This window comes from Streptomyces sp. NPDC002054 (assembly GCF_040296685.1).
Classification (GTDB): Bacteria; Actinomycetota; Actinomycetes; order Streptomycetales; family Streptomycetaceae; genus Streptomyces.
In genome coordinates this window covers 1-12,619 of sequence record NZ_JBEOXT010000060.1, presented here as the reverse complement: position 1 = coordinate 12,619, position 12,619 = coordinate 1, and the positions used below count along the sequence as shown (strand labels likewise).

Here is a 12,619-nt window from a genome sequence, read left to right as displayed (position 1 = left end):
GCGGCCTCATCGTGTCCGAAACGGAACTGAATCGGGCTCAGTCGAACCAGCGGTCGCGGGCCAGTTCCGCCGTGCGGGACGGGTCCTCCAGCAGGGCCGCCACCTCGAAGCGGCGCGGCCACTGGCCTGCCGACCAGGCCAGCCCGGCCGCGACCCCTTCCAGGGTCGCGGCGTGCAGCACCCCGTCCCGGGTGAGCCGCCAGTCCAGCTCCACCCCGCCCGCGATCAGTTCCTCGTGCTCCAGGTACGTCGCCGGAGTCGCCGGACCCAGCAGCACCCGCACCGGCTCCGGCACCTCGTGCACCTCGCCCGGGGTGGTGACCTCCGCCGGAACCGTCTCGGACAGCCGGCGCACCTGGAGCAGCTCCGCGAGTTCCGCGGCCTGCGCCGGGGCGACCGGCAGCAGCGGCAGCCCGGCCGTCAGCGGCAGCAGGTCCGGCGCATCGGCGACCAGCGCCTCGGCCGCGTCGACCACCACCACCTCGCCGTCCACCACCGCGCGCAGCTCGTCCGGCAGGGTGACCTGATCCGGATCCAGCTCGGCCAGCGCCCCGTACAGCGCGTGCAACTGCCGGTCCGTCACCCATCGCTCGGGGTCGGCGAGCCGGCCCAGCAGCTCGGCCGCGCCGCCGGGCTCGTCGAGCAGGGCGGCCACCGAGGTCCGTACGCCCAGCGCCCGCAGCACCTGCTCGTCCTCGAACCCGGTGGCGTCCGCCGAGGTGTAGAGGCCTTCGAGGAGCGGGTCGCCACCGGCCGCCCGGAGCCCGGCCGGGCGGCGGCCGTCGAGCACCGGGTGGTCGCGCAGCCACCAGGCGGTGTACGGGCGGACGGACTCGGTGGTGCCGTCCGGCAGCAGCACCCGCACCGGCTGGGTCAGGGCGTCCCGCAGCGGCGGCTGCGCAAGCAGCGCCAGGGCCTGCGGCCAGCGGTCGTCGTCCACCAGGTCCAGGTCCCGTACGGCCACCAGCTCGGTCGCCACCGGGGGCACCGGGGTGTCCGGCAGCTGGTCGAGCACGTCCTCGCACCACACGTCGACCGCGTCCAGCAGGCCCGCGTCGTCGGGCTCCGCGAAGTCGCCCTCGCGCGGCTCCAGTTCATCCGGATCCAGCACCACATCGGTGGCCCGGACCAGCTGGAACCCGGCCAGCACGCCCACCGCGGTCAGCGGCTGCGCACCCCAGCGGTCCACCAGCTCCGGCTCGACGGCGGGGAGTTCACCCTCGCGGATGACGGCGGCAAACGCCGACCCGGGCAATACCAGTTCACCGGCCGGGGTGAGTTCCCCGTCCTCGTCGGGCAGGGCCAGCGCGGCCAGCCACGGCTCGTCGCCCGGCAGCAGGTCGGCGTCCCGGACCAGGCCGAGGACGATCTCGGCGAGCTCGTCGGGATCCGGGGCGTCCTCGTCCCAGATCTCGCCCGCGTCCAGCGAGCCGGCCACCGCGGCCCGCACCTGGGGGGTGTTCAGCACGGCCCGCGGGCTCGCGGGCACCGCCCCGAGCTTCTCCAGCAGCGGGTGCGCGGCATCGGGGTGCGCCACCTTGAGCCCGAGCCGGGTCAGCCCGGCCGGGGTGTCGGGCCCGGGCAGCAGGATGTGCCGGGGGCCGATGGCGGTCCGGATCCGCGGCCCGCTGCCGCCCGGTCCACCGCCCGCCGCCGCGAGGCCGTCGAGGTCGTCGAGGTCGTCGGGGTGGGCCCACTCGGGCCCGCCCGGCCGTTCGGCCCGCTGCTTGTGGCCGGCCGTCTCGTACCGGCCCGCCTCGGCTCCGGTGGGCTCGGCCCCGCCCGATTCCGGGGCCAGCGGGACCGGCAGCCCGGACAGCCGGTCCGGGTCCACCCCGGCCAGGGTGTCGTACAGCCGGTGCCACCAGAGCGGCGGGCGCTCCGCGCCCGCGATCCGCTCGATCGCATCGCCCAGCGCGAGCCGGCCGACGCCCAGGGTGCGCAGTTCGGCGCGGCGTTCCAGACCGGCGGGCAGCAGGGTGGGCAGCACCTCGGCGAGGACCCGTACGGTGTCCGCGCCCGCGCCCTCGACCACCTCCGCCTCGAACGGCCGCAGCGAGGCCTGCTCCTCGGAGGGGGCGGCGGGCGCCAGGAAGGACGTACGCGGCAGCAGCCGCAGGATCCCCGCGCGCAGCGCCCCGTCGAGCTCGCCCTTGCCGAGCGGGCCCGGCACCAGGTCCACCAGGGCGGTGCTCACCGGGTGCCAGCCGCCGAGGAGTTCGGCGTACGCCTCGGCCGCCCGCTCCACCAGGAAGTCGGTCAGGGGGCCGGGCGCCGGGTGCCGGCGGGCGGTGTCCAGCGGGAGCGAGGCGATCAGCAGGGCGGGGATGCCCAGCGGTTCGTCGGTGGGGGTCGGGGCGTGCACCACGGCCGCGGTGTCCGGGCGTACGGGTGCGCCCTCCGCGTCCAGCGGGACCGCCCAGGACACCGTCCAGAACGGCCGGAGCCGTTCCTCGACGGGCCGGTCGGCGAGCAGGGCGGGGTCCAGGAGGCCGCCGTGCCGGACGGTGCGCCAGCGGCGGGTGCCCGAGGTGCCGCCGGTGCCGTCGCCGGTCTCGCCGCCCTCTCCGGTCTCGGTGATCACGGTCACCTCGGTGGCTCCGGCGTGCTCCGGGGCCCGGTCCTCGGTGCGGCGGCGCAGGGTGCGGGTGCCGGCCCCGGTCTCCACGATCAGCTCGGCCAGCCCGGGCAGGGTCAGCAGCAGGGCGTCGTCGATGCCGGCCAGCAGCCGCTCGGTCAGGTCCGCGGCGGCGGCGTCCCGCAGCGGCAGAATGACCACCGTGTCGTAGCCCTCGGGCGCGGTGCCCTCGGCGGGCAACGGCAGGCGCAGCAGCGGCACGTGGCCGTCGCGGCGGCGCAGCTCGTCGCCGAGTCCGGGGCTGCCCTGGGAGGCTCCGGCGGCGAGTTCGCGGGCCTCGGCCAGGGACCAGCGGACCCCGCCGTGCCGGCCGACCACGGCCGGCTCGTCGGTGACGGCCAGGACGGCGGCGAAGCCGACCCCGAACCGGCCGACGCTCTGCGCGGCGGCATCCTGCGTGGTCTGGGGATCGCGCTTGGCGGAGGCCCGCAGGGTGCTCAGCGACTCCACCCCGGAGGCGTCCAGCGGGGCACCGGTGTTGGCCACGGCCAGTACGCCGTACCCGCCCTCGCCCGGCCCGCTCGCGTGCAGGGTGATCCGGAGCCGGCCCGGCACCTTGGCCCGGGCGGCGGCATCGGCGGCGTTCTGCGCCAGTTCGACGACGAGCCGGTCCCGGTAGCCGCCGAGCGCGAGGTCCTCCTCGGCGTTGGCGTCCTCCCGGAACCGGGCCGGGCCCGCGCCCCAGGAGTCGAGCACCCCGCGCCGCAGCCGGGCCGTGCCGAAGGGGTCCGCGCCGCCCCGGTCCGCCGTTACTCGCACGCTCACGCCGCCGCCTCCTGAAGTTCTGGGACCCCGAAGGTATCGTGCGCGGACTGCGGGCCCGCGCGCGGGCGGAGCTGCTTCGCCTTGCCGGTGGGGTGGCCGAAGACCACCGCGTTGGCGTCCCGGAGCCCCCGGTGACAAGACGTCACCGGGGGCTCCGGGGGGCGTACGACGGAAGGGGCTACAGCTTCTCGATCACGTAGTCGATGCACGCGGTCAGCGCCTGCACGTCCGCCGGGTCGATCGCCGGGAACATCGCGATGCGCAGCTGGTTGCGGCCGAGCTTGCGGTACGGCTCGGTGTCGACGATGCCGTTGGCGCGCAGGGCCTTGGCGACCGCCGCCGCGTCCACATCGTCCGAGAAGTCGATCGTGCCGATGACCGCGGACCGCTTCGCCGGGTCCGTGACGAACGGCTCGGCGTACTTCGAGGCCTCGGCCCAGCCGTACAGGTGGCCTGAGGAGGCCGCCGTACGGCCGGTGGCGAACTCCAGGCCGCCCTGGCTGTTGATCCACTCCAGCTGCTCGTTCAGCAGGAAGAGGGTGGACAGCGCCGGGGTGTTGTACGTCTGGTTCTTCAGCGAGTTGTCGATCGCCGTCGGCAGCGAGAAGAACTCCGGGACGTGCCGGCCGGAGGCGTGGACGCGCGCGGCGCGCTCCAGGGCGGCCGGGGAGAATGCGGCCAGCCACAGGCCGCCGTCCGAGGCGAAGGACTTCTGCGGGGCGAAGTAGTAGACGTCGGTCTCGGTGATGTCCACCGGCAGACCGCCGGCGCCCGAGGTCGCGTCCACCAGCACCAGCGCGCCCTCGTCGGCGCCCGCGACCCGCTTCAGCGGGGCGGCGACACCGGTGGAGGTCTCGTTGTGCGTGTACGCGTACACGTCCACGCCCGCCTCGGCCTTCGGCTCGGGGTGGGTCCCCGGCTCGGAGGAGATGACGGTCGGCTCGGCCAGCCACGGCGCCAGCTTGGCGGCCTTGGCGAACTTGGAGGAGAACTCGCCGAACGTGAGGTGCTGGGACTTGTTCTCGATCAGCCCGTGCGTCGCGATGTCCCAGAAGGCGGTGGAGCCGCCGTTGCCCAGGATCACCTCGTATCCCTCGGGCAGGGAGAACAGGTCCCGGATGCCCTGCCGCACCGAGCCGACCAGGTTCTTGACCGGGGCTTGGCGGTGGGAGGTTCCGAGCAGGGAGGTTCCGGTGGCGGCCAGCGCGTCCAGCGCTTCCGTCCGCACCTTGGAGGGGCCCGCGCCGAAGCGACCGTCGGCGGGCTTGATGTCAGCGGGAATCTGGATCTCAGCCACGAGCGGAGCGTATCCGGTCACCGACGGGCCCGCGGCCATCCGTCCAGCGGATGAGACAAGAAGCATCATGTACGGGTGACCGGACTTGAGCGGACGCTGCGGGCGGCGGTGCGCGGCACGGTGGACTTCGGTGCGGCGGCGCGGGCGCTGGCCACCATGGACGCGTCGAACTACCGGCGGGTGCCGGTGGGCGTGGTGGCCCCGCGGGACGCCGAGGACGTGGCGGCGGTGCTGCGGGTGTGCGCCGAGCAGGGCGTGCCGGTGGTGCCGCGCGGTGGTGGCACCTCGATCGGCGGCCAGGCCACCGGGACGGGCATCGTGCTCGACTTCACCCGCCATATGGCGGGGCTGCTCGCGCTCGATCCCGTGGCCCGCACCGCGGTGGTCCAGCCCGGGCTGGTGCTGGACACCCTCCGGGCCGCCGCCGCCCCGCACGGCCTGACCTTCGGCCCGGACCCGTCCACCCGGTCCCGCTGCACCCTCGGCGGGATGATCGGCAACAACGCCTGCGGGCCGCACTCGGTGGCCCGGGGCACCACCGCCGACAATGTGGCGGAGCTGACGGTCCTGACGTACGGGGCGTCCGGTGCGGCCCCGGAGGCCCGCCGGATCGGCACCGGCTGGGCCGGCGCCCCGCCCGGGCTGCGCCCGCTGATCGAGGACCACCTGGCCCTGCTGCGGACCCGGATGCCCGCCGACTTCGGCCGCCGGATCTCCGGCTATGCGCTGGATGCGCTGCTGCCCGAGCGGGGGGTGGGCCTGGCGCGGGCGTTCTGCGGCAGCGAGGGCACGCTGGGGGTGGTGACCGAGGCCGTCGTACGGCTGGTGGAAACCCCGCCCGCGCCCGCGCTCGCCGTGCTCGGGTACGCGGACGAGAGCGCGGCGGCGGACGCGGCGGCCGGGCTGCTCCCGTACGGACCGCTGACGGTGGAGGGCATGGCGGCGGACCTGCTGCGCGGCGAACCGGTGGGGCTGCCCCGGGGCGGGGCCTGGCTGTTCGTGGAGATGCCGGACGCGGTCGCAGCGCTGGCGCTGGTCCGGGCGGCCGATGCGGTGGACGCGGTGGTGGTCGCCGACCCGGCCGGGCAGCGGGCTCTGTGGCGGATCCGGGAGGACGCGGCCGGCACCGCGACCCGGCTGCCGGACGGCGGGGAGGCCTGGCCGGGCTGGGAGGACTGCGCGGTCCCGCCGGCCCGGCTCGGGGCCTACCTCCGCGCGTTCCGGGAGCTGACCGCTTCGTATGGGCTGCGCGGGGCGCCGTACGGGCACTTCGGCGAGGGCTGCGTGCATGTCCGCCTGGACTTCGACCTGGTGTCGGCGGCCGGGCTGGCCCGCTTCCGCGCGTTCTCTCTGGACCTGGCCGACCTGGTCGTCTCCCACGGAGGCTCTCTATCGGGCGAGCACGGCGACGGCCAGGCGCGTGCGGAGCTGCTGCCGCGCATGTACGGGCCGGAACTCGTCGCGCTCTTCGCCGCGTACAAGGACGCCTGGGACCCGGCGGGCGGCATGAACCCGGGCATCCTGGCCCGCCCGGCCCGACTGGACGAGAACCTCCGCTTCAGCGTGCTGCCCCGCACGGAGCTGGCCCGGGAGGTGGCGCGCTGCGTAGGCGTAGCAAAATGCCGCAGCACGACCGGGGCGGCCGGCCCGGAGGTGATGTGCCCCTCGTACCGGGCCACCGGCGAGGAGCAGCACTCCACCCGCGGCCGGGCGCGGCTGCTGCACGAGATGCTGGCCGGCGAGGTCATCACCGACGGCTGGCGCTCGGAGGAGGTCCGGGAGGCGCTGGACCTGTGCCTGGGCTGCAAGGGCTGTCTCAGCGACTGCCCGGTGGGCGTCGACATGGCCACGTACAAGACCGAGTTCCTGCACCACCACTGGTCGGGCCGGCTCCGGCCGCTGTCCCACTACACCCTGGGCAGCCTCCCCACCTGGCTCCACCTCCTCACCCGCCTCCACACCACCGGCCTGGCCGCCCTCCTGACCCGCCTCCCAGGCATCCCCCGCCTGGCAGGCCTGACACCCGCCCGCCCACTGCCACCGGTAGCCCGGGTTCCGTTCACCCGCTGGTGGCGCTCGACGGGCATGCGGGGCGGCGCCGGGGGGCGGGGGAGCGGGGGCGCAGCCCCGGTCGGGGGTGGGGGCGGAGCCCCCGAGGTGCCGGGCGGGGGCCCGGATGGGGGTTGGGGCGGAGCCCCGGAGGTTCCGGGCGGGGCCCCGGCGGTGCCGGGGACAGGCCCGAGCGGGGGCCGGGGGGTTGGGGGCGGAGCCCCCGAGATGCCGGGCGCAGGCCCGGGGCCGGGGGTTCCGGGCGGAGCCCCGGTGGTGCCGGATGGGGGCCGGGGCGGAGCCCCCGAGGTGCCGGGCGGAGGCCCGGGCGGGCGCAGGGGGGTTGGGGGCGGAGCCCCCGGAACGGGGGGCCGGGCGGAGCCCGGGCACCCGGCGGGGTCCGGGGCGGAGCCCCAACGGGGTCGGGGGCGGAGCCCCGGAAGGGTGCCGGGCGAAGCCCGGGCATCGCACGGGTCCGGGGCGGAGCCCCGGTTTCGGGAAGGGGTGGGGTGGGGGAAGGCTCCGCGCAGCGGAACGGCCCCCGCCGCCCTGTTGTGGCCCGACACCTTTACCGAGTACCTCGCTCCGGAGGTTGGCCGCGCAGCCACCCGCGTCCTCACCGCCGCCGGCATCGACGTGCGGCTCCCGGCCGGCCGGGTCTGCTGCGGGCTGACCTACATCTCCACCGGCCGCCTGACCCGCGCCCGCGCGGTCCTGCGCCGGACCCTGGACACCCTGGACGGCGCCCCCGCCGAAGCCCCCCTCATCGTCCTGGAACCCAGCTGCGCCGCAGCCCTCCGTACCGACCTCCCCCGGCTCCTACCCGACGACCCGCGCGCCACCCGCCTGGCCGCCTCCGTACGGACCTTCGCCGAGGCCCTCGAAGAGCTCGCCCCCACCTGGCAGCCGCCCCGGCTGGACCGCCCGGTGGCCGGGCAGACCCACTGCCACCAGCACGCCGTCCTGGGCGATGCCGCGGACCGCCGGCTCCGCGAGCGGGCCGGTCTGGTGGGGGAGCTGTCCGGCGGCTGCTGCGGCCTCGCCGGCAACTTCGGCTTCGAGCCGGGCCATCACGAGGTCTCGGTGGCCTGCGCCGAGGAACAGCTGCTGCCCGCCCTGCGCGCCGCCGACCCGGACCGCACCGTGCTCCTCTCGGACGGCTTCTCCTGCCGCACCCAGATCGCCCAGCTCGACGGCCGGCGGGCCCGCCATCTCGCGGAAGTCCTGGCGGAGGCCTTGGACCAGGCGGCGGAACCGGAGCTTCCGCCCCACCCCCTGTAAGGCAACACCTGGCAGCATGCCCCTTACGCGGGGCTTAGTCTGGAGGAATGACCCGCTCCGCCGCCCCCACCCCCACGGCCGCCCCCACGGCCACCACCGCCCCCGCCCCCACCCCGCCGTCCACGACGGCCGGTCCCGGGGCCTCGCGGTTCGGGCCGGTGGGGCTGGTGTTCACGGCCGGAGTTTCGGTCCAGTTCGGCGCCGCCCTCGCCGTCATGATCATGCCCCGGGCGGGCGCGGCAGGCGTGGTCGCGCTGCGACTGGCCGCAGCCGCCCTCGTCCTCCTGGTCATCTGCCGGCCGAAGGTCCGCGGCTACACCCGCTCCGACTGGGGCACGATCCTCGCCTTCGGCGTGGCCATGGCCGGGATGAACGGCCTCTTCTACCAGGCCATCGACCGGATTCCGCTCGGCCCGGCGGTGACCCTGGAAGTCCTCGGCCCGCTCGCCCTGTCGGTGATCGTCTCCCGCCGCCTGGTCAACCTCCTCTGGGCGGCCCTCGCGCTGGCCGGAGTCGTGCTGCTCTCCGGCCACGGCAGTGCCGGGGCCGGCTTCGGCGGGCTCGACCCCGCCGGTGCGGCCTTCGCCATCGGAGCCGGCGCGATGTGGGCGGCGTACATCGTCTTCAGCGCCCGGACCGGCCGCCGCTTCCGGCAGGCCGACGGCCTGGCCCTGGCCATGGCGGTGGCGGCCGTGCTCTCGCTCCCCCTCGGCATCGCGGAGGCCGGCTCGGCCCTGCTCGTCCCGAGCACCCTGGCGCTGGGCCTGGGCGTGGCAGTGCTGTCCTCGGTGCTCCCGTACACCCTGGAACTGCTCGCCCTGCGCCGGCTGCCCGCACCCACCTTCGCGATCCTGATGAGCCTGGAACCGGCCATCGCGGCCACCGCCGGGTTCCTGGTGCTGCACCAGGCGCTGGGCGCGACCGACGCGGTGGCCATCGCCCTGGTGATAGCCGCCAGCATGGGCGCGGTCCGCTCCCAAACTTCCCAGAACTCCCGGAACTCCCCGACCCCCAAGCCCGCGCCTCAGGAGTAGCGCGCAGCCAGCGCCCGCACCGTCGCCCGCATCCGGTCCCGGAGTTCCGGCGGTCCCAGCACCTCCACCTCCCCGCCCAGCGAGAGGAACAGGGACTCGGCGTGCTCCGCCGACTCCACGGGCAGCGCGACCCGGGTCCAGCCGTCCGGCTCGGGGGCGTCCGCCGCGGCCATGGCCCGGGCCTGGGCGCCGCTCAGCAGGCCCGCCCCGCGCGGGGAGACCCGTACCAGCGCCTCACCCCGGTGCAGCCGCGCATGGAAGTCCTGCTGGGCGGCCCGCCAGTGCGCGGCCAGATCGAACTCCTCGGGCAGCTCGAAGCCCTCGCCCGGTTCGGACAGGGCCAGGATCTGGTCGACCCGGAAGGTGAACGGCCCCGGGGTCGCCGCCCCGGGGGTCGCCGCCCCGGGCCGCTCCGGTGCGGCGACCAGGTACCAGCACCCCGCCTTCAGCACGAGCCCGTACGGCCGCAGCCGCCGGTCCACCTCCCGGGGCTCCTGCCACCGCCGGTACCGGATCTCGATCACCCGGCTCCGCCAGACCGCGTCGGCGACCCGGGGCAGGAGCGGCACCTCCTCCTGGTCCGCGTACCAGCCGGGCGCGTCCAGGTGGAAGCGCAGCCGCATCCTGTCGGCCTGCGCCCGCAGTTCGGGCGGGAGGGCGGCCCGCAGCTTCAACTGGGCCGCCGACAGGGCCCGCCCCAGCCCGAGCTCGGCCGCGGGCCCGGGCATGCCGGAGAGGAAGAGGGCCTCTGCCTCGCCGGTGCTGAGTCCGGTCAGCCGGGTCCGGTAACCGTCGAGCAGCTGGTAGCCGCCGCTGTGCCCGGCGTCCCCGTACACCGGCACGCCGGCCGCCGACAGTGCCTCCGCATCGCGGTAGACCGTACGGACCGACACCTCCAGCTCGGCCGCGAGCTCGGCGGCGGTCATCCGCCCGCGGGTCTGGAGCAGGAGCAGCATCGAGAGGAGGCGGCTCGACTTCACTGACACAGGGTGTCAGTGGATGCTCCCTAGCGTGCCGTCCATGAACGATTTCGACTTCTTGGCCGGCCGCTGGACGGGGCGGCGAACTTCTCCACCGACGGCGGGGTGACCTGGCTGCTCAACTGGACGATGGACTTCACCCGGGCCGCTTGAGCGGCCCCCGCACACCAGCCGCTGTCCGACCGCCAACGGGGGTGCGGCCGGACGGCGGCTCATCAAGTCATCGCCCCAGCAGCAGAGTTGAACCAGATGGCCGGTTCCGGCACCTCCCACACCGCACCGCACAGAATTTCATGCATGCACGCTTGATTGTTTTCGGCTGCGCTGCCAGTCTTCCCCTCACGCCGTCGTCCCCGAGGGGAGCGCACCGTGCTCGACCCGTCCGTTGCCGTCCGGTCCGATCTGCGCGAGGAGGGCCGGGAGCTCGACCTGCTCGTGGCCGGGCTCGACGAGAAAGCCTGGTCCCTGCCCACCCCGGCACCCGGCTGGAGCATCGCCCACCAGATCGCCCACCTCGCGTGGACCGACCGGGCGGCGCTGCTCGCGCTGACCGATGCCACCGCCTTCGGCCGGATGACCGAGGCCGCCCTCGCCGCGCCGGACCGCTTCGTCGACGAGGGCGCGGCCGAAGGCGCCGCGCTCCCGCCCGCCGAGCTGCTGGCCCGCTGGCGGGCCGGTCGTACGGCCCTTGACACGGCCCTCGCCGAGGCCGCGCCGGACGCCCGGTTCCCCTGGTACGGGCCGCCCATGAAGGCCGCGTCGATGGCCAGCGCCCGGCTGATGGAGACCTGGGCGCACGGCCAGGACATCGCCGACTCGCTCGGCGTACGACGGGCCCCGACGGCACGGCTGCGGCACGTGGCCCGGATCGGGGTGCGGGCCCGCGACTACGCGTACGCGGTACGGGGACTGCCGGTGCCCGCCGAGGAGTTCCGGGTCGAGCTGACCGCTCCGGACGGCGCGGACGTGTGGACGTACGGCCCGGCGGACGCGGCGCAGCGGGTCACCGGGCCGGCGCTGGACTTCTGCCTGCTGGTGACCCAGCGGGTGCACCGCTCCGATGTCGCCGTCGAGGCGCACGGCCCCGACGCGGACCGCTGGCTGGACATCGCCCAGGCCTTCGCCGGCCCGGCCGGAGCGGGCCGCGGACCGGCCGGGGAGTCCCGGTGACCGGGGCGGCGCCGGCCGCCCGGCGGCCCCTGCGCATCGGCAATGCGTCCGGGTTCTACGGCGACCGGCTGTCCGCGATGCGCGAGATGCTCACCGGCGGCCCGCTGGATGTGCTCACCGGCGACTACCTGGCCGAGCTCACCATGCTGATCCTCGGCCGGGACCGGCTGAAGGACCCGGGCGCCGGGTACGCCAAGACCTTCCTGCGCCAGCTGGAGGACTGCCTCGGGCTCGCGCACGAGAAGGGCGTACGGATCGTCACCAATGCCGGCGGCCTCAACCCGGCCGGGCTGGCGGACGCGGTCCGCGAACTCGCCGCCAAGGCGGGCATTCCGCTGGCCGTGGCCCATGTCGAGGGCGACGACCTGATGCCGTACGGCGAACCGGGCGCGGGCGCCCTGACCGCCAACGCCTACCTGGGCGGGGCCGGGATCACCGCCTGCCTGCGGGCCGGCGCGGAGCTGGTGGTCACCGGCCGGGTCACGGACGCGGCCCTGGTCACCGGGCCGGCGGCCTGGTGGTTCGACTGGGGGCCGCAGGACTACGACCGGCTCGCGGGGGCGGTGGTCGCGGGCCATGTCCTCGAATGCGGAACCCAGGCCACCGGCGGCAACTACGCGTTCTTCAACCGGCCGGGGACCGACGTCCGCCGCCCGGGCTTTCCGCTGGCGGAGATCGCCGCGGACGGCTCATCGGTGATCACCAAGCATCCGGGCACTGGCGGACTCGTCTCGGCCGGCACGGTCACCGCGCAACTCCTGTACGAAACCCAGGGCGTCCGCTACCTCGGCCCGGACGTCACGGCCCGCCTGGACACGGTCCGGCTGTCCGAGGACGGCCCGGACCGGGTCCGCATCGAGGGCGTCGTGGGCGAACCCCCGCCGCCCACCCTGAAGGTGGGCGTCACCCGGATCGGGGGCTGGCGCAACGAGGTGGTGTTCGTGCTGACCGGCCTGGACATCGAGGCGAAGGCCGCGCTGGTGCGGGAGCAACTGGCCGAACCCCTGGCAGGGGTCGCCTCCGCGGAGTGGACCCTGGCCCGTACGGACCACCCGGACGCGCCGACGGAGGAGACGGCCTCGGCACTGCTCCGCCTGGTGGTCCGCGACCCGTCGGCGGAGCGGGTGGGCCGACCGCTGACCTCGGCGGCCATCGAGCTGGCGCTCGGCAGCTACCCGGGCTTCCACGTCACCACCGTCCCGGGCCCGGCCATGCCATACGGCATCTTCACCGCAGCCACCGTCCCCGCGGACTCGCTCCCCCACACAGCGATCCTCCCGAACGGCACCCACCTCCCGATCCCGACCGGCGGTACCTACTCAGCCCCGCCGGCGTTTGAGGCGCGGGGTTCGGGGCGGAGCCCCCACAGGGGGGCGGGGGCGCAGCCCCCGTTCGGGAAGGGGCG

At 75.7% G+C, this 12,619-nt stretch carries 8 protein-coding genes; 4 read left to right on the top strand and 4 right to left on the bottom strand.

The features are described from left to right. Nucleotides 1-37 precede the first annotated feature (37 nt). Genes ABT123_RS35175 through serC form a run of 3 tightly spaced genes read right to left on the bottom strand, consistent with a single transcriptional unit; the run spans nucleotide 38 to nucleotide 4,700 of the window. The gene (locus tag ABT123_RS35175; RefSeq protein ID WP_351322238.1) at nucleotides 38-3,403 is read right to left on the bottom strand and encodes a sacsin N-terminal ATP-binding-like domain-containing protein; all 3,366 of its coding nucleotides are present in this window, start codon (nucleotides 3,401-3,403) and stop codon (nucleotides 38-40) included. Then, nucleotides 3,400-3,549 carry a hypothetical protein gene (locus ABT123_RS35170; RefSeq protein ID WP_351322236.1) on the bottom strand — a complete coding sequence of 50 codons (150 nt, stop codon included), beginning with the start codon at nucleotides 3,547-3,549 and terminating at the stop codon, nucleotides 3,400-3,402. The genes ABT123_RS35175 and ABT123_RS35170 overlap by 4 nt, the downstream gene beginning before the upstream one ends. Before the next feature lie 32 nt (nucleotides 3,550-3,581). After that, on the bottom strand, nucleotides 3,582-4,700 hold the full coding sequence (gene serC, locus ABT123_RS35165; RefSeq protein WP_351322234.1) for a phosphoserine transaminase: 1,119 nt from the start codon (nucleotides 4,698-4,700) through the stop codon (nucleotides 3,582-3,584). A gap of 156 nt (nucleotides 4,701-4,856) precedes the next feature. Here serC and ABT123_RS35160 point away from each other — a divergent pair, with 156 nt between their 5' ends. Further along, nucleotides 4,857-8,030 (top strand): FAD-binding and (Fe-S)-binding domain-containing protein, encoded by a 3,174-nt coding sequence (locus ABT123_RS35160; RefSeq protein ID WP_351322283.1) that lies wholly within the window; start codon nucleotides 4,857-4,859, stop codon nucleotides 8,028-8,030. Between the two features lie 47 nt (nucleotides 8,031-8,077). Beyond that, complete coding sequence (locus tag ABT123_RS35155) at nucleotides 8,078-9,064, top strand: EamA family transporter (RefSeq protein ID WP_351322231.1); 987 nt, start codon at nucleotides 8,078-8,080, stop codon at nucleotides 9,062-9,064. On the opposite strand, the gene ABT123_RS35150 is transcribed toward ABT123_RS35155, so the two are convergent. After that, nucleotides 9,055-10,044, bottom strand: coding sequence for a helix-turn-helix transcriptional regulator (locus ABT123_RS35150; RefSeq protein ID WP_351322229.1), 990 nt, complete (start codon nucleotides 10,042-10,044; stop codon nucleotides 9,055-9,057). The genes ABT123_RS35155 and ABT123_RS35150 overlap by 10 nt on opposite strands. A 369-nt stretch (nucleotides 10,045-10,413) precedes the next feature. On the opposite strand from ABT123_RS35150, the gene ABT123_RS35145 reads away from it, so the two are divergent. Together ABT123_RS35145 and ABT123_RS35140 are read left to right on the top strand one after the other, a co-directional pair. After that, entirely contained in the window at nucleotides 10,414-11,214 is an 801-nt protein-coding gene (locus ABT123_RS35145; RefSeq protein WP_351322226.1) for a TIGR03084 family metal-binding protein, read from the top strand. Between the two features lie 77 nt (nucleotides 11,215-11,291). Next, nucleotides 11,292-12,619, top strand: a 1,328-nt coding sequence (locus ABT123_RS35140; RefSeq protein WP_351322281.1) for an acyclic terpene utilization AtuA family protein, incomplete at its 3' end; no start/stop codon positions are given.